Source organism: Pseudomonas sp. PSPC3-2 (genome assembly GCF_049897085.1).
Classification (GTDB): Bacteria; Pseudomonadota; Gammaproteobacteria; order Pseudomonadales; family Pseudomonadaceae; genus Aquipseudomonas; species Aquipseudomonas paraveronii.
Window position 1 is genome coordinate 1 of sequence record NZ_JAFCVO010000032.1, and the last position, 16,603, is coordinate 16,603.

The following is a 16,603-nucleotide window of genomic DNA, read 5'->3' on the forward strand; positions in this document are numbered from 1 at the left end:
TGGATACGTGTGTCGCAGTCCTGGGCCGGCAAGAACTGGGGCTCGATGCAGATCCCACGGATCGGCCAGGAGGTGATTGTGAGCTTTCTGGAAGGCGACCCGGACCGGCCGATCATTACTGGGCGGGTGTATAACGCGGAGCAGACGGTGCCCTACGATTTGCCGGAGAACGCGACTCAGAGCGGCATGAAAAGTCGTTCGAGCAAGGGCGGCACGCCGGCCAACTTCAATGAAATCCGCATGGAGGACAAGAAGGGGTTGGAGCAGGTGTATATCCATGCCGAGCGGAATCAGGACATCGTGGTTGAGGTAGATGAGAGCCACTCGGTGGGGCATGACCGCAACAAGCGCATCGGGCACAACGAGACGGTGACGATTGGCGCTAATCGCCTGCGCGTAGTACGCAACAACGACACCGTGCTGGTGGGCGGCGCCAAATCCGACAGCGCCGCCACGCGCTATACCCTCGAAGCTGGAGACAGTATTCGCCTGGTGTGCGGCGACAGTGTGATTGAGCTCACGTCAGACGGAGCCATCAACCTGACCTGTGGCTCGTTCAATCTGTTTTCCTCCGGCAGTAGCAAGATCCAGACACAAGGCAAACTGGATATCAACCAGGGCAGTGACAAGGGCACATCACCCGGTCAGCAGGGTGTGCGAGCCACTATCCATAACGCCGTCGAATCAACATTTGCGGACACGCCGGGCGCCGGCCAATAACGAGATACTTGCACCATGAACTACTTGATCAATGAAGCCCAATTCACCTTGCCCGATGCCGCCGTACAGGATGCCTCGATCAATATCCTCAAGTTCGCCCACCTGGGCACCACGCTGGTCGTCAGCCGTAGCCCGCTGGCGGACGGCGAAACGTTGCAAAGTAACTTCCAAGCGCAGCTAAAAGCGCTCGAACAACAGGAGAAGTACCTTCGTTACTCGCCAGTGCAAGCCATAAAGGTGGGGACCGCACAGGATGTCGATGCCTATGAAGTGCAGAACAGTTTCAACAAAGGCAGCGACAGCTTTTACCAGTACCAGTTGGCGCTGCAACTACCGGGCACACGCCGCCTGATCGCGTTGAGTTACGTCAAGACCCAACCCCTCGGGCCCGCCGAAGCGGCTCACTGGGCAACGCTCAAGCGCACGCTTAACTGCTTCGCCGCACCCTGAATCAAACGGAGCCAAACCGACCGCTACTCAATCCCCCAAGAATACCCGACCACCCCGATCAACAATTCTTGATCGCCATCAAGCGGTTTTCACCCCCCACCTTCCTATCATGGCCACCGCCAAGCCATGAGGAAGCGACCATGTCAGAGACCTTCACCAAGGGCATGGCCAGGAACATCTATTTCGGAGGAAGCGTGTTCTTCTTCCTGATTTTCCTGGCCTTGACCTACCACACCGAACAAACCTTTCCCGCCCGCAGCAACGTCGACCAGCTCACTGACTCCGTGATCCGCGGCAAGGGCGTCTGGGAGCGCAACAACTGCGTCGGTTGCCACACCCTGTTGGGCGAGGGCGCATATTTTGCGCCGGAGCTGGGCAATGTGTTCAAGCGCCGTGGGGGTGACGAAGGGTTCAAACCGTTCCTGCACGCCTGGATGAAAATGCAGCCCCTTGGGGTGCCAGGGCGTCGGGCCATGCCGCAATTCAACCTCAGCGACCAGGAGGTGGACGACATGGCCGAGTTCCTCAAATGGAGCTCGAAGATCGATACCAATAACTGGCCACCGAACAAGGAGGGCTGAGCCATGCGCAGCGCCAATCCCTATCTGAAATTCCAATCCCAGGCCGTGGCCAAACCCTACTTTGTGTTTGCCTTGATCCTGTTCGTCGGCCAGGTGCTGTTTGGCCTGATCATGGGCCTGCAATACGTGGTGGGCGACTTTCTGTTCCCGTTGATCCCCTTCAACGTGGCGCGGATGGTCCATACCAACCTGTTGATCGTCTGGCTGTTGTTCGGCTTCATGGGCGCCGCCTATTACCTGATACCCGAGGAGGCCGACCGCGAACTGCACAGCCCCAAACTGGCCATCGTGCTGTTCTGGGTGTTTGCCGCGGCCGGGGTGTTGACCATCCTCGGTTACCTGCTGGTGCCGTATGCGGCGCTGGCCAAGCTGACCCATAACGAACTGTTGCCGACCATGGGCCGCGAGTTCCTCGAGCAACCGACCATTACCAAAATGGGCATTGTGGTGGTGTGCCTGGGCTTTCTCTACAACATCGGCATGACCCTGCTCAAGGGCCGCAAGACCACGGTCAGCATGGTGATGATGACCGGCCTGATCGGCCTCGCGGTGTTCTTCCTGTTCTCCTTCTACAACCCCGGCAACCTCGCACGCGACAAATTCTACTGGTGGTGGGTGGTGCACCTTTGGGTCGAAGGCGTGTGGGAACTGATCATGGGCTCGATGCTGGCATTCGTGCTGATCAAGGTCACCGGCGTCGACCGTGAAGTGGTGGAAAAATGGCTGTACGTGATCATCGCCATGGCCTTGATCACCGGGATCATCGGCACCGGGCACCACTTCTTCTGGATCGGCGCACCCGAGGTGTGGCTGTGGGTCGGCTCGATCTTCTCGGCCCTGGAGCCGCTGCCGTTCCTGGCGATGGTGATGTTCGCCTTCACCATGGTCAAACGTCGGCGGCGCCAGCACCCGAACCGCGCGGCCACCTTGTGGGCCAAGGGCACCACCGTGACAGCGTTCTTCGGTGCCGGGGTCTGGGGCTTCCTGCACACCCTGGCACCGGTCAACTTCTACACCCACGGCACCCAGCTCACGGCGGCCCACGGCCACCTGGCGTTCTTCGGGGCCTACGCGATGATCGTGATGACCCTGATCAGCTACGCCATGCCACGCTTGCGCGGCCTCGGCGAAGCCCCCGATGCGCGTTCGCAGACCATTGAAATCTGGGGCTTCTGGCTGATGGTGCTGTCGATGGTGATGATCACCCTGTTCCTCACCGCTGCCGGCGTGGTGCAGGTGTGGTTGCAGCGCTGGCCGGCGGACGGTGTGGCCTTGCCGTTCATGGCCACGGTCGAGCATTTGACCGCCTTGTTCTGGGCCCGCTTGGCCAGTGGCGTGGTGTTCCTGCTGGGGCTGCTCTGCTACCTGTACAGCTTCCGCCAACGCCAAGCTGTCGCCGGTGCGCCGGCGCCGATTGTGTATTGATCGTCAATCCCTAAGAGGGCGGCCCGGCTGGTACAGCGGGCCGTTTTACGTTTGGAGCACACGTCATGGCCTTTACCCTGGAATTGGAAGAGTGGGTCGGCAGCGTCTGGCACCGTTTTATCACCCGCCGTGCCACTGTGGATTTCCCCGAGGCGCAGGTCGCGCTGACGGACCATCAGCGCAGCCTGGCCCTGTTGTTTCGCGCCCTGGGCGGCGCCGGCGGGATGGCGCTGGAGGCGGCCTGCGAGCGCGACCTGTTGCTGCGTCGCAACCTGTTGATGCGCATCGCCGGCACCTGCAAACAGGCGCCCTTGGCCTCTTGCGACGGCAACCGCCTGCGCTTGCCGGCGCGCCTCGCGGTGTTCCCCGACGCGGCGCTGAACCACGAGTTGTATCGCTGGCTGGCGTTGCTCGCGGCCCACGCCGGGCCGATGAGCCACTGGGCGCGCGACAACCAACGCTGGACCTGGCTGCTGTTGCAGCGCTACCCGGCGATGCTGCCGCGCTACCAGCGCCTGGTGGAGGCGCACCTGCAACTGCGCCCCGACCCGGCCAGCCTCAAACCCGATGAAGCCGCGCTGGAACGGGCCTTGCGCAAGGCCCTGCGCGAACCCGGCAGCGTGCGTCACTTGCCGCGCAGTGCGCGGGCCGCCTGGCCGTTGCCGTTATGGCTGTACCCGGCGCTGCAGTTGGACACTCCGCAAAGTACCGACGTGGAGGAGGAGGGCGACGACCTGTCAGCCCCGTCCGGCGAGCAGCAAGGCGGGCCCAAGCGCGCCACCCGCGTTGACGACGCGAGCCGCGATGGCGGCCTGTTGGTGGTGCGCCTGGAAAACCTGTTCAGTTGGAGCGAACACGTCGACCTCGATCGCTGGTCTGACGACAGCCAGGACCCGGACGCCGCCCGTGTCGCCGAAGACCTCGACCAGTTGAGCCTGTCGCGCCAGCGCGTGCGCAAGAGCGGCGGGCTCAAGCTGCACCTGGATCTGCCGCCCGCCGATGTCGACGACATCCCCTTGGGCGAGGGCATCAAGTTGCCCGAGTGGGACTACCGGCGGCAGTGCTTGCAGGCAGGCTTCGTCAACCTGCAATTGATGCAGCCGCGTTGCGCCGCGCCGCAACCCTTGCCCGCGCGGTTGCAGGCCCAGGCCCAGCGCCTGCGTCGGCAATTCCAGAGCTTGCGCACCGACCGCCAATGGAAGCGCCAGCAGCCTCAAGGGTCAGAGGTGGACCTGCAAGCCTGGCTGGATTTTCACGTAGAGCGCCAGCAGGGCGCCTGCGCCGAGCGCGGGCTATTCCTTGAGCAGCGCCACACCCACCGCGACCTGGCGTGCCTGTTGCTGGCCGATCTGTCGATGTCTACCGATGCCCATGTCAACGATGAGCAAAAGGTCATCGATGTGATACGCGACAGCCTGCTGCTGTTCGGCGAAAGCCTGGCCGGGGCCGGGGACCGCTTTGCGTTGTATGGGTTTTCTTCGCTGCGTCGGCATCAGGTGCGTTTGCAGGTGCTCAAAACCTTCCAGCAAGCCTATGACGATCGCACGCGTGGCGCGATTCAGGGCCTCAAACCGGGTTACTACACGCGCATGGGCGCGGCCATCCGCCAGGCCACCCAACTGCTGGGCGCCTGCCCGCAGCGGCGCAAGTTGCTGTTGTTGATCACCGATGGCAAGCCCAATGACCTGGACCTGTATGAGGGCCGTTACGGCGTGGAGGACACGCGCCAGGCGGTGGTCGAAGCGCGGCGCCAGGGCTTGATTCCGTTCTGCATCACCATCGACAAACAGGCCGGCGACTACCTGCCGTACATGTTCGGCGCGCATGGTTTCACGCTGATCCATCGCCCGGAACAATTGCCGCTGCGCCTGCCGCAGCTGTATCGGCAGTTGACCGAGGCTCAGTAAAAGTCCCTGGGTAACCAGAAGAACATCACTGCGCAGAACAGCGTCAGGCCCAGGCAGAACCACTGGAAACGCTTCAGTCGGCGCGCCAGGGTGCTGGCGTGGGCCTCGGGCAGCGGCGTGGCACAGCGCTCGCAAAGGTCGCGCTCCACGGCGTTGCCGTGCTGGCAGACCAGGCAGGTTTTCACTCGAATTGCTCTAGGCGCGGGCGGTCGAGAATCGCGATCTGCCGGCCGTCCTGGGTGATGATTTTCTCGTCGATCAAGCGTCGGATAATCCGCGAAAAGGTCTCCGGCTGGATCGACAGGTGCCCGGCAATCAATTGCTTGGCCATCGGCAGCTCAAAGCTGCAGTTGGTGCTTTGCAGGCGCACCAGTTGCGTGAGCAGGTAGCGCACCACGCGGTGGGTGGCGTTTTTCAGCGACAGGGTTTCGATCTCGTTGACCCGCTGGTGCAGGCGCACGCACAACGTGCCGAGCAGGGCGAAGGTCAGGCGGCTGTTGCTTTGCAGCAAACGCATGTAGGTGGCGTTGGACAACCGGTACAACTGCGTGGGGCATACCGCTTCGGCGCAGGCCACGTAGTTGGGCGTATCCATCAGCATCATGGCTTCGGCAAAGGTCTGCCGCTCGCCGATCACCTCGAACACCTTCTCCTGGCCGTCCGGGGTGAGGCGGTAGATTTTCACTGCGCCGGCGATCACGAAGTAGAACGCGTCGGCCGGTTCGCCCTGGCGAAACAGTGGTTCGCCTTTATCGACACTGAGCAATTGGCTGCTGCTCATCAGTTCGTTCAGTTGCACCTCGTCCAGGGGCTCGAACAAGTGGTGGCTGCGCAGGATTTGGTGATGAACGCGATGGAGCACCATCTTGACCTCGGGGAATGACGGGAAGGGATGTCCGAGGATAATCCTGTTGGCGTCGGTCGTACTTGATCCTCGACAAGGGCAACGCACAGGCAACGTTGCACGATCGTCGCAGTGATCGGTTGAGCACGTGCGCTATGCGCGGGCCGGTACGAGGCCGGGCGCGGCGTTGGCGAACAGTATGTCGTTCTCCAGGCGGATGTGTTCGCGCAGGTCGGCATGAAAGGCGCTCAGCTCGCGGTACAGGCTGCGCCAGGTGTTACAGGCCTCGGCCGGCGGGGTGATCTGGTTCGTCAGGCTTAACAGCTGCTCCAGCGCCTCGGCGTGCTGGTCGTGCTCGTAGCGCATCACCTGGATCGGCGTCGCCGCCTGGGGGCCCATGCCCATTTGCAGCATCGGGAACAGCACCTGCTCTTCCTTGAGCATGTGGCTCTCCAGTTCCTGCTGCATATCGTGCAGCAGGTCGGCCAGGCCGTTGGGGCATTGCAGGTGGTGGCCGTGGACCTGTTCGACGCGGCTCGCCAGGCGCACCAGTTCCGGCAATTGCTCGCGATGACGCGCGTGGTAGCGCGTCAGCAGATGGTCGATCAAGTGGTCCTGGGGTTGGGTGTTCCAGTCGCTCACGCGCATCGGGCTTTCCTCATCGGCGGTACGGATATACACCGGTGATTGCACGTGGCGTGCCAATTTCAACTGATTGAAAAATAACGATATATCCCGGAGCAAGGTAATCATGACCACAGGTTGTCAGGGTGTTGTGAACCCCAGGAGGGTCGAAATGACCGCGCCGCCCGACGGCATCCTCGGCCAAAGCCCGGTGTTGCTGCAGTTGCTCGACGAGCTGGCGCTGCTGGCCGAAACGCAGTTGCCGGTGTTGTTGCTCGGCGAAACCGGGGTCGGCAAAGAGTTGTTCGCACGGCGCCTGCATCGCCTGTCGCGCCGCTGCAACACGCCTTTGGTGCAGGTCAACTGCGCCGCGCTGCCGGAGGCGTTGGCCGAAAGCGAGCTGTTCGGTCACGTCAAGGGGGCTTTCTCCGGCGCCACCCACGACCGTGCCGGGCGGTTCGATGCGGCCAACGGCGGCACCTTGTTCCTCGATGAGGTCGGCGAATTGCCCTGGAGCGTCCAGGCCAAGCTGCTGCGTACCCTGGAGAATGGCGAGATCCAACGCCTGGGCGCCGATCGGCCATTGCATGTGGACGTGCGCATCATCGCCGCGACCAATCGCCACCTACCGGACAGCGTGCGCGACGGCCTGTTTCGCGCCGACCTGTATCACCGGCTGTCGGTGTACCCGGTGCCGATCCCGGCGTTGCGCGAGCGCGGCGAGGACGTGTGGTTGCTGGCGCGGCATTTCGTCGAGCTCAGCCGTGAGCGCCTGGGCTTGCGTGACCTGCAGCTATCGCCAGCGGCGCAACGGGTGCTGCTCGATTACCCCTGGCCGGGCAATGTGCGCGAGCTGGAGCACGTGATCAGTCGCGCCGCGTTGAAACAGCTCAGCCGTGCTGAACCGCGCAGTTCGGTGATCTGCCTGGAGCCGCACGCCCTGGGCCTGGACGCGGCCGTCGTCGCGGCTGAACGCGCCTTGCCCGCGTCATCGATTGAGTCCTTCCAACCCTTGGCGGTGGCGGTGGACGAGTGCCAGCGCTGGAACATTCGCCACGCCCTGGAGCACTGCGCCGGCAATTGGGCGAGTGCTGCGCGCTTGCTTGGCGTGGACGCCAGCAACCTGCACAAACTGGCGCGGCGCCTGAAGCTCAAGTAAGGGGGGGCGGCAACGCGCCAGCCGTGCGCATCCGTCGCACCTGCGCCAGGCCCGACTTGATTCTGGTCAAGGGCCACTCGCCAGCATCGCTCCTACCATCCGTCCCATCTTCAGCCCGACGCCTCAAGGGACTCCATGACTCGCTCCGCGCGCTTGACACGCCACTGGCTGACTGTGCTGGTGGTGTTGCTCATCACCAGCTTCACCGCCCAGGCCCGGTCTTACGGCGACATCGAACAGCAGCGTATCGAGCGCACCTTTCCCGCCCAGGATGCGGTCTCCGCACCGGACGGCCCGTTCAAGGTGCGCACCATTTCGACGGCGGGCAAGCCCATCGGCTATGTGTTCCAGAGCCTGGATGTGGTGGCGATCCCGGCGTATTCAGGTAAACCGATCAACACCCAGGTGATCCTCGACACCGCCGGGGTGATCCGCGATGCCTACGTGCTGGAACACCACGAGCCGATCCTGTTGATCGGTATTCCCGAGATCAAACTGCACGAGTTCACCGCGCACTATTCCGGCGTCGATGTGCGCCAGCGCGTGGTAGTCGGGCGTTCCAGTGACCCGAAGGCGGTGACGGTGGACGCGATTGCCGGCGCGACCGTGACCGCGATGGTGGTCAATGAAGTGGTGATGCGGGCAGCCCGTGAGGTGGCGGTGTGGCTCAAGCTGATCGACGGCACGGCCGCTACCGCGCAGAAAGTTGCGCTGATCCGCACTGATCGGTTTGACCCCGCCACCTGGGCGCAATTGACCGGCAATGGCGCGATCCGCCGCCTGCTTTTGACCCGTGGCCAGGTCGACGCGGCCTTCAAGGACACCGCCGCCGAAGGCGCCGAGGCGGCGGACGAGACGTTCATCGAGCTTTATGTGGCCGACCTCAACCCGCCGAGCATCGGCCGTAACCTGTTGGGCGAGGCGCACTACCGCAGCTTGATGCAGGGGCTCAAACCCGGCGAACAGGCCATCGCGGTACTCGGCCGTGGGCTGTTTTCGTTCAAGGGCTCGGGTTACGTGCGTGGCGGGATTTTCGACCGGGTGCAGTTGCGCCAGTTCGGCAACGTGATCAGCTTCCGTGACCTCGACCACCAGCGCATCGACGATGTCTACGCCGAGGGCATGCCGGCTTTCGACGAGATGTCGATATTCATCGTGCGTCCGCAGGCCGGCTTCGACCCGGGTTCGGCCTGGACCCTAGAGTTGCTGGTGCGGCGCCAGACCGGTCCGGTCAGCGGCACGTTCAGCAGCTTCGAATTGCCTTACCAGATGCCCGAACAGTACCTGGAGCGGCCGCTGCCCACCGCCGCCGAACAAGCCGCGCTGGATGAGGCCAGCCGCCCGCTGTGGTTGAGCATCTGGTACCAGAAGCAGGCCCAGATCATCGTGCTCGGCGTCGCGCTGCTGCTGCTCACTGCGATCCTGTTCCTGCAGGACAGCCTGGCCCGGCGCCCGCGTCTGCTGCACTGGCTGCGCCGGGGTTATCTGCTGTTTACCGTGGGGTTCGTCGGCGGGTATGCGCTGGGGCAGTTGTCGGTGGTCAATGTGCTGACCTTCGTGCATGCGCTGGTGCAGGACTTTCGTTGGGAGTTGTTCCTCACCGACCCGCTGATCTTCATGCTCTGGGTCTTCACCGCCGCCAGCATCCTGCTGTGGGGGCGTGGGGTGTTCTGCGGCTGGCTGTGCCCGTTCGGGGCCTTGCAGGAACTGCTCAACGAAGCCGCGCGCCGTCTGAAGATCCGCCAGTTCGAATTGCCTTTCGCGGTGCATGAACGGCTGTGGGCGATCAAGTACCTGATCCTGCTGGTGCTGTTCGGCCTCTCGCTGGAATCCATGGCCACCGCCGAACGCTTTGCCGAAGTGGAACCGTTCAAGACCGCCATCACCCTCAAGTTCGATCGCCAGTGGTGGTTCGTGCTCTACGCCGTGGCGTTGCTGGTGATCAACCTGTTCACCCGCAAAGTCTACTGCCGCTACCTCTGTCCCCTCGGCGCCGCCCTGGCGATTCCGAGCAAGTTCCGCCTGTTCGACTGGCTCAAGCGTCGCCAGGAATGTGGCAACCCATGCCAACTGTGCGCCAAGGAATGCGAGATCCAGGCGATCCACCCGGACGGCCATATCAACGCCAACGAATGCCACTACTGCCTCGACTGCCAGATGACCTGGCACAACGAAAACAAGTGCCCGCCGCTGATCAACAAACGCAAGAAGCGCAACAAGGCGGCGCCCGTACAGATTCCCGTAGTGCAGATAAATCCCAACACTTGAAGGAGCAACCCATGAACGATACAGACGATAAACATGACGGCCTGACCCGGCGCAGTTTCCTCGGCACCGGTGCGGTGACTGGCGCTGTGCTGGCGGGTGCGTCGGCGCTCGGCGGCGCGGTGTTTACCCGTGAATCCTTCGCGGCGGCGGCCAAGGACGCCAAATCGAAAATCCATGTAGAACCCGGCCAGCTCGACGATTACTACGGCTTCTGGAGTGGCGGCCACCAGGGCGAAGTGCGGGTGCTGGGCATCCCGTCGATGCGCGAGCTGATGCGCATCCCGGTGTTCAACGTCGACTCGGCCACCGGCTGGGGCCTGACCAACGAGAGCAAGCGCATCCTCGGCGAGGGCGCCAAGTACCGCAACGGCGATTGCCACCACCCGCACTTGTCCACCACCGATGGCCGCTACGACGGCAAGTACCTGTTTATCAATGACAAGGCCAACAGCCGGGTGGCGCGCATCCGCCTGGACATCATGAAGTGCGACAAAATCCTCACCGTACCGAACGTCCAGGCCATCCACGGCCTGCGCCTGCAAAAGGTGCCCTACACCAAGTACGTGTTCTGCAACGCCGAGTTCATCATCCCGCACCCCAATGACGGCCACAGCTTCGACCTGCAGGATCGCAACGCCTTCACCATGTTCAATGCCATCGACGCCGAGAAAATGGAAATGGCGTTCCAGGTGATCGTCGACGGCAACCTCGACAACGCCGACATGGACTACACCGGCAAGTACGCGGCGGCCACCTGCTACAACTCGGAAAAGGCCACCGACCTGGCCGGCATGATGCGTAACGAGCGCGACTGGGTGGTGGTGTTCAACATCCCGCGCATCGAAGCGGCGATCAAGGCCGGCAAGTTCATCAGTGTGGACGGCGTCAAGGTGCCCGTGGTGGACGGGCGCAAATCCGAGGACGGCAAGGACAGCGAATTCACCCGCTACATTCCGGTGCCGAAGAACCCCCACGGCTGCAACACCTCGCCGGATGGCAAGTACTTCATCGCCAACGGCAAGCTGTCGCCGACCTGCACCATCATCGCCATCGACAAACTCGACGACCTGTTTAGTGGCAAGATCACCGACCCGCGCGGCGTGGTGGTCGGTGAACCGGAACTGGGCCTGGGCCCGCTGCACACCACCTACGACGGGCGCGGCTTTGCCTACACGACGCTGTTCATCGACAGCCAGGTGGTCAAGTGGAATATCGCCGAGGCCATCCGCGCCTATGGCGGCGAGAAGGTCAACTACATCAAGCAGAAGCTCGATGTGCAGTACCAGCCGGGCCACAACCATGCGTCGCTGACCGAAACCCGTGACGCCGACGGCCAGTGGTTGGTGGTATTGAGCAAGTTCTCCAAGGACCGCTTCCTGCCGACCGGCCCGCTGCACCCGGAGAACGACCAGTTGATCGACATCTCCGGCGATGAAATGAAACTGGTCCACGACGGCCCGGCCTTCGCCGAACCCCACGACTGTGCGATGGCGCGCCGCGACCAGATCAAGACCAAGAAAATCTGGGAGCGCAACGATCCGTTCTTCGCCGAGACGGTAGCCATCGCCAAGAAGGACGGGATCAACCTGGAAACCGACAGCAAGGTGATCCGCGACGGCAACAAGGTGCGCGTGTACATGACCTCCATGGCCCCGGCTTACGGGCTCACGGAGTTCACCGTCAAACAGGGCGATGAAGTCACCGTGACCATCACCAACATCGACATGATCGAAGACGTGACCCACGGCTTTGTCATGGTCAACCACGGCGTGAGCATGGAGATCAGCCCGCAGCAGACCTCGTCGATCACGTTCATTGCCGACAAACCGGGGCTGCATTGGTACTACTGCAGCTGGTTCTGCCATGCCCTGCACATGGAGATGGTCGGGCGGATGAAGGTCGAGCGCGCCTGACACAAGGACACAGCAGGACAAAGGTGGGAGGGCGCTTGCTCCCGATGGCGGTGAATCAGCCAAGGATGCATCAACTGATACACCCTCATCGGGAGCAAGCCCCCTCCCACATTTAGCCGCATTCAGTTTAAGGACATCACTGTGGCTCGATCACTCATCACCTTGATAGGGCTCGCACTGCTCTCGTTCGGGGTGAACGCTGGCGTGCGCCCCATCACCGACTTACCCCTGCAAGCCGACGGCCCCAACCACTGGCGCCTGCCTGCCGGCGAATACCGGGGCTCGTTTCGCATCGACCAACCGCTGCAATTGACCTGCGCCCCCGGCGCCCTCTTCCAGGCCGAAGGGCAGGGCAACGGCCTGCTGATCAGCGCGCCGGATGTCAGCGTCCAAGGCTGCACGTTCCTCGATTGGGGCGACGACCTCACGGCCATGAACGCCGGTGTCTTCATCCAACCCCAGGCCCGCGGCGCGCAACTGCTGGGCAACCGCCTGCAAGGCCAGGGCTTTGGCATCTGGGTCGACGGCACCCAGGACGTGAGCCTGATCGGCAACCGCATCCAGGGCGATACCTCGGTACGCTCCCAGGACCGTGGCAATGGCATTCACCTGTACGCCGTACACGGTGCCCGCGTCATCGATAACCACGTGCGCGACACCCGCGACGGCATCTACATCGACACCTCCAACGGCAACCTGCTGCAAGGCAACACCCTGGAAGATCTGCGCTACGGCATCCACTACATGTTCGCCAACGACAACCAGGTCCTGGGCAACACCACGCGCCGCACCCGCACCGGCTATGCCTTGATGCAAAGCCGCAAGCTGACGGTGATCGGCAATCGCTCCGAGCAGGACCAGAACTACGGCATCCTGATGAACTACATCACCTATTCGACCTTGCAGGACAACGTCGTCACCGATGTGCGCGACGGCTCCACCGGCGACACCATGATCGCCGGCGGCGAAGGCAAGGCGCTGTTCATCTACAACTCGCTGTTCAACCGCATCGAACACAACCGCTTCGCCCGCAGCGCGGTGGGCATCCACCTGACCGCCGGCTCCGAAGACAACCGCATCGCCGGCAACGCCTTCATCGACAACCAGCGCCAGGTCAAATACGTCGCCAGCCGCTTGCAGGAATGGTCGGCGGACGGCCGGGGCAACTACTGGAGCGACTACCTCGGCTGGGACCGCAACGGCGATGGCCTGGGCGATGTGGCTTATGAGCCGAACGACAACGTCGACCGCTTGCTGTGGATGTACCCCCAGGTACGGCTGTTGATGAACAGCCCCGGCATTGAGTTGCTGCGCTGGGTGCAACGTGCGTTTCCGGTGATGAAGTCGCCGGGAGTGATGGACAGCCACCCTCTGATGCAAGCCCCCACGCATAAGGAACCTGCATGATGAATGTCGTCGAGATCGAAGGCGTCAGCCAGTGCTACGGGCGTGCCACGGTGCTGCACGACCTGAACCTGAGCCTGGCCCCCGGGGAAGTGTTGGGGTTGTTCGGGCACAACGGCGCGGGCAAGACCACCGCGATGAAACTGGTCCTTGGCTTGCTGCGCGCCAGCGCCGGCGAGGTGCGGGTGTTCGGCCGTGCGCCGAGTGACCCCCACGTGCGCCGCTGGCTCGGTTACCTGCCGGAAAACGTCACGTTCTACGCACAGTTGAGCGGCGTCGAAACCCTGCGCCACTTTGCCCGGCTCAAGGGCGCGCCGATGCATCAGGTCGACCGCCTGCTGGACGACGTCGGCCTGACAGCGGCGGCGGGGCGGCGGGTGAAGACCTATTCCAAGGGCATGCGCCAGCGCCTCGGGCTGGCCCAGGCCTTGCTCGGCGAGCCACGCCTGTTGCTGCTCGACGAACCCACCGTGGGCCTCGACCCGTTCGCCACCCAGGACCTGTATCGCCTGCTCGACCGCCTGCGTGCGGCCGGCACCAGTACCATCCTGTGTTCCCATGTGCTGCCGGGCGTCGAGGCGCACATCAACCGCGCGGCGATCCTCACCCAGGGCCGCCTGCTGGCCTTGGGCAGCCTGGCGCAATTGCGCGCCGAGGCCGGCTTGCCGACGCTGATTCGCACCAGCGGCTTGCAGCGCGTCGAGCTGCTGCAACAACGCTGGAACGCCGCCGGCCATGTTACCCGGCGCTGGGGCGTCGAAGGGCTGCAAGTGGCGGCGCACAACGGCAGCAAGGTGCAACTGCTGCGTCAACTGCTGGCCGAAGACAGCCCCAGCGACGTGGAAATCCTGCCGCCGTCCCTCGAAGACATCTACCGGCATTACATGGACGGCGCGATGGTCACGGCACAGGAGGTGGCCTTATGAGCCCGATCTGGAACATGGCCCGCAAAGAATTTTGCGACGGCCTGCGTAACCGTTGGCTGTTGGCGATCAGCCTGTTGTTCGCGGTCCTGGCCATTGGCATCGCCTGGCTCGGCGCCGCCGCTGCCGGGCAACTGGGCTTCACCTCGATCCCGGCGACCATCGCCAGCCTGGCCAGCCTGGCGACGTTCCTGATGCCGCTGATCGCGCTGTTGCTGGCCTATGACGCGATCGTCGGCGAAGACGAGAGCGGCACCTTGTTGCTGCTGCTCACCTACCCCTTGGGGCGCGGGCAGATCCTGCTCGGCAAGTTCGTCGGCCATGGGCTGATCCTCGCGCTGGCCACGGTACTCGGCTTCGGCTGCGCGATGCTCGCCATTGCGCTGCTGGTCGACGACGTGGATTTCGCCATGCTGCTCTGGGCCTTCGGCCGGTTCATGCTGACCTCGGCCTTGTTGGGTTGGTGCTTTCTCGGGATGGCCTATGGCTTGAGCAGCCTGTGCGCAGAAAAATCCACCGCCGCCGGGCTGGCGCTGGGCGTGTGGTTCTACTTCGTGCTGGTCTTCGACCTGGCGCTGCTGGCCTTGCTGGTGCTCAGCAAAGGCCAGTTCAACCCGCAGGGGCTGCCTTGGTTGCTGCTGCTCAACCCCACCGACGTGTATCGGCTGATCAACCTTTCCGGTTTCGGCACGGGCACCCAGTCCGTGGGGGTCATGGCCCTGGGGTCGGACCTCGACGTGCCGCCGCTGGCCCTGTGGGCGTGCCTGCTGGGGTGGGTGGCCGTGCCGCTGGCGCTGGCCTATGGGTTGTTCCGGCGCCGTGCGGCGTAAGGACTTTTTATGACTGTTGGAGTGAGTGATATGGGTTTCAAGACACGGGTAGTCGCGGCCTTGCTGGTCGGCTTGTTGGTGACCGCTTGCGACAAGGTGCAGGAGTCGAGCTTCAGCGAAGCGCCGGTGGCGTTTCATCCGAACGACGAGTGCCACGTCTGCGGCATGGTGATCAACCCATTTCCCGGGCCCAAGGGCCAAGTGGTAGCGCGAGACGGGGTGAAGAAATTCTGTTCCACCGCCGAAATGCTCGGCTGGTGGCTGCAACCGGAAAACCGCCACGACGACGCCAAGTTGTACGTGCATGACATGGGCCGCAGCCAGTGGGATGCACCGGACGACAAGCACCTGATCGACGCCCGCACCGCGTACTACGTGATCGGCACCGGGCTCAAGGGCGCCATGGGCGTGGTGCTGGCTTCGTTTGCCGATGAGGCGAAGGCGCAGAAAGTCGCGGCGGACACCGGTGGCCGGCTGTTGCGTTTCGAGCAGATCGACCTGGCGCTGTTGCAGCAACCGATGCCGATGATGCACAGCGGGCATTGACCGCGAGGGGTATCAACCGGCTTGATACCCCATCAACTGCTCTTCGTTGAGGATTCGAATGGTGCGCTGGCGCACCTCGATCAACCCGCCTTCCACCAGCCGATGCAGAATCCTCGAAAACGTCTCCGGCTGAATCCCCAGCTTCGACGCCACCAGGCGCTTGGGCACCTGCAACACCACCTCGCTGTTGACGCCGTCGCGCTCCTGGAACAGGAAATTGATCACCCGGCGGCTGGCATTGGCCAGGGTCAGGGTGTCGATGTCCTGGAGGCGCTGATGCAGGTGAATACTCATGCTCGCCAGAATCGCCAGGCAAATGGCCGGCTGGTCTTCCAGCGCCCGGCGATAGTGTTGGCCTTCGATGCTCACCAGGACGCTGTCCTTGAGCGCGGTACCACTCACCGGGTACGCCTTGGCCTGGGTGAACAGCAGCGCTTCGGCAAACGTCTGGCCGGGGTGGATGACTTCCACCAGATGCTCCTGACCTTCGCCCGTGACCCGGTGCAGCTTGATTTGGCCGCTGACCAGCAGAAAGAACCGATCGGCGGGATCGCCCTGGTGCATGAGCGGAGTGTGATTGGGCAAGCGCCTGAGACTGGCCAGGGTGCAGACATCCTGAAAGGTTTTTTCAGGCAACCGGCTGAACAGGTGATGCCGGCGCAGGGTTAGAACGATTTGGGGATGGGTGAGCATAAGGGCCTCCACGGGTCATCAGGGTAGGGCGGCCCGGGGTTTGGGGATATGCCTCGAAGGGGGTACCTCTTCCCGCGTTTGGCGAGTTTGGGTTAACGGGGCGCCCCAGTAGCCGGCCTGACCGGTCAAAAAAGTGGGAGGGGGCTTGCTCCCGATAGCAATGTGTCAGCCACTACATGCATGACTGATGCACCGCTATCGGGAGCAAGCTGAACTGGCCTAATGATTTTGGACACTTCAATCGGGCGCTATGATGGCGCCCAAATCTGAGGTGTTTGGATATGCGTAAATCTTATTCGAGTGAGTTCAAACTCAA

At 63.0% G+C, this 16,603-nt stretch carries 15 protein-coding genes and 1 pseudogene; 12 read left to right on the forward strand and 4 right to left on the reverse strand.

The window, feature by feature from the left end:
- From ACP7CJ_RS28425 to ACP7CJ_RS28445, 5 genes are all read left to right on the forward strand, one after another.
- The coding region (locus ACP7CJ_RS28425; RefSeq protein WP_426103149.1) for a type VI secretion system Vgr family protein at window positions 1-720 on the forward strand (720 nt) is incomplete at its 5' end.
- Between the two features lie 15 nt (window positions 721-735).
- The gene (locus ACP7CJ_RS28430; protein ID WP_426103151.1) at window positions 736-1,170 is read left to right on the forward strand and encodes a DcrB-related protein; all 435 of its coding nucleotides are present in this window, start codon (window positions 736-738) and stop codon (window positions 1,168-1,170) included.
- Window positions 1,171-1,310: 140 nt separating this feature from the next.
- Window positions 1,311-1,751: a c-type cytochrome gene (locus ACP7CJ_RS28435; protein ID WP_276193430.1), complete on the forward strand. Its 441-nt coding sequence runs from the start codon at window positions 1,311-1,313 to the stop codon at window positions 1,749-1,751.
- A 3-nt stretch (window positions 1,752-1,754) separates the two neighbouring features.
- Complete coding sequence (locus ACP7CJ_RS28440) at window positions 1,755-3,176, forward strand: cbb3-type cytochrome c oxidase subunit I (protein ID WP_276193428.1); 1,422 nt, start codon at window positions 1,755-1,757, stop codon at window positions 3,174-3,176.
- A gap of 65 nt (window positions 3,177-3,241) precedes the next feature.
- Entirely contained in the window at window positions 3,242-5,083 is a 1,842-nt protein-coding gene (locus tag ACP7CJ_RS28445) for a nitric oxide reductase activation protein NorD (protein WP_426103153.1), read from the forward strand.
- On the opposite strand, the gene ACP7CJ_RS28450 is transcribed toward ACP7CJ_RS28445, so the two are convergent.
- From ACP7CJ_RS28450 to ACP7CJ_RS28460, 3 genes are all read right to left on the reverse strand, one after another.
- Window positions 5,077-5,268 (reverse strand): protein DnrP, encoded by a 192-nt coding sequence (locus ACP7CJ_RS28450; protein WP_276193426.1) that lies wholly within the window; start codon window positions 5,266-5,268, stop codon window positions 5,077-5,079. The two genes, ACP7CJ_RS28445 and ACP7CJ_RS28450, sit on opposite strands and share 7 nt — an antisense overlap.
- Entirely contained in the window at window positions 5,265-5,948 is a 684-nt protein-coding gene (locus ACP7CJ_RS28455; RefSeq protein ID WP_276193424.1) for a Crp/Fnr family transcriptional regulator, read from the reverse strand. Before ACP7CJ_RS28455 ends, ACP7CJ_RS28450 begins: the two co-directional genes overlap by 4 nt.
- Before the next feature lie 132 nt (window positions 5,949-6,080).
- The gene (locus ACP7CJ_RS28460; RefSeq protein ID WP_426103155.1) at window positions 6,081-6,680 is read right to left on the reverse strand and encodes a hemerythrin domain-containing protein; all 600 of its coding nucleotides are present in this window, start codon (window positions 6,678-6,680) and stop codon (window positions 6,081-6,083) included.
- Between the two features lie 61 nt (window positions 6,681-6,741).
- Between ACP7CJ_RS28460 and ACP7CJ_RS28465 the strand changes: the two are divergent.
- The 7 genes and pseudogenes from ACP7CJ_RS28465 to ACP7CJ_RS28495 all read left to right on the forward strand — a co-directional run.
- A pseudogene (locus tag ACP7CJ_RS28465) lies at window positions 6,742-7,710 on the forward strand (sigma 54-interacting transcriptional regulator); the annotation flags it as partial.
- 135 nt (window positions 7,711-7,845) lie between these two features.
- Window positions 7,846-9,978, forward strand: a complete 2,133-nt coding sequence (nosR, locus tag ACP7CJ_RS28470; protein ID WP_426103157.1) for a transcriptional regulator NosR — start codon at window positions 7,846-7,848, stop codon at window positions 9,976-9,978.
- An 11-nt stretch (window positions 9,979-9,989) separates the two neighbouring features.
- The gene (gene nosZ, locus ACP7CJ_RS28475) at window positions 9,990-11,891 is read left to right on the forward strand and encodes a TAT-dependent nitrous-oxide reductase (RefSeq protein ID WP_276193420.1); all 1,902 of its coding nucleotides are present in this window, start codon (window positions 9,990-9,992) and stop codon (window positions 11,889-11,891) included.
- 141 nt (window positions 11,892-12,032) lie between these two features.
- Entirely contained in the window at window positions 12,033-13,298 is a 1,266-nt protein-coding gene (locus ACP7CJ_RS28480) for a nitrous oxide reductase family maturation protein NosD (protein ID WP_426103159.1), read from the forward strand.
- Window positions 13,298-14,221 (forward strand): ABC transporter ATP-binding protein, encoded by a 924-nt coding sequence (locus ACP7CJ_RS28485; protein WP_276197949.1) that lies wholly within the window; start codon window positions 13,298-13,300, stop codon window positions 14,219-14,221. The genes ACP7CJ_RS28480 and ACP7CJ_RS28485 overlap by 1 nt, the downstream gene beginning before the upstream one ends.
- Complete coding sequence (locus ACP7CJ_RS28490; RefSeq protein ID WP_276193419.1) at window positions 14,218-15,048, forward strand: ABC transporter permease; 831 nt, start codon at window positions 14,218-14,220, stop codon at window positions 15,046-15,048. Before ACP7CJ_RS28485 ends, ACP7CJ_RS28490 begins: the two co-directional genes overlap by 4 nt.
- A gap of 30 nt (window positions 15,049-15,078) precedes the next feature.
- A complete protein-coding gene (locus ACP7CJ_RS28495; protein ID WP_276193418.1) occupies window positions 15,079-15,594 on the forward strand; it encodes a nitrous oxide reductase accessory protein NosL in 516 nt (171 codons plus the stop codon).
- Between the two features lie 12 nt (window positions 15,595-15,606).
- On the opposite strand, the gene ACP7CJ_RS28500 is transcribed toward ACP7CJ_RS28495, so the two are convergent.
- Window positions 15,607-16,287: a Crp/Fnr family transcriptional regulator gene (locus tag ACP7CJ_RS28500; protein WP_253395131.1), complete on the reverse strand. Its 681-nt coding sequence runs from the start codon at window positions 16,285-16,287 to the stop codon at window positions 15,607-15,609.
- Between the last annotated feature and the right edge of the window lie 316 nt (window positions 16,288-16,603).

What these genes read in the sequence shown, in the direction of transcription:
- ACP7CJ_RS28430 (WP_426103151.1), top strand. Translation starts at nt 736, where the DNA reads ATGAACTACTTGATCAATGAAGCCCAATTCACCTTGCCCGATGCCGCC.
- nosR (WP_426103157.1), top strand. Translation starts at nt 7,846, where the DNA reads ATGACTCGCTCCGCGCGCTTGACACGCCACTGGCTGACTGTGCTGGTG.
- ACP7CJ_RS28485 (WP_276197949.1), top strand. Translation starts at nt 13,298, where the DNA reads ATGAATGTCGTCGAGATCGAAGGCGTCAGCCAGTGCTACGGGCGTGCC.
- nosZ (WP_276193420.1), top strand. Translation starts at nt 9,990, where the DNA reads ATGAACGATACAGACGATAAACATGACGGCCTGACCCGGCGCAGTTTC.
- ACP7CJ_RS28455 (WP_276193424.1), bottom strand. Translation starts at nt 5,948, where the DNA reads ATGGTGCTCCATCGCGTTCATCACCAAATCCTGCGCAGCCACCACTTG.
- ACP7CJ_RS28435 (WP_276193430.1), top strand. Translation starts at nt 1,311, where the DNA reads ATGTCAGAGACCTTCACCAAGGGCATGGCCAGGAACATCTATTTCGGA.
- ACP7CJ_RS28490 (WP_276193419.1), top strand. Translation starts at nt 14,218, where the DNA reads ATGAGCCCGATCTGGAACATGGCCCGCAAAGAATTTTGCGACGGCCTG.
- ACP7CJ_RS28440 (WP_276193428.1), top strand. Translation starts at nt 1,755, where the DNA reads ATGCGCAGCGCCAATCCCTATCTGAAATTCCAATCCCAGGCCGTGGCC.
- ACP7CJ_RS28495 (WP_276193418.1), top strand. Translation starts at nt 15,079, where the DNA reads ATGGGTTTCAAGACACGGGTAGTCGCGGCCTTGCTGGTCGGCTTGTTG.
- ACP7CJ_RS28460 (WP_426103155.1), bottom strand. Translation starts at nt 6,680, where the DNA reads ATGATTACCTTGCTCCGGGATATATCGTTATTTTTCAATCAGTTGAAA.
- ACP7CJ_RS28445 (WP_426103153.1), top strand. Translation starts at nt 3,242, where the DNA reads ATGGCCTTTACCCTGGAATTGGAAGAGTGGGTCGGCAGCGTCTGGCAC.
- ACP7CJ_RS28500 (WP_253395131.1), bottom strand. Translation starts at nt 16,287, where the DNA reads ATGCTCACCCATCCCCAAATCGTTCTAACCCTGCGCCGGCATCACCTG.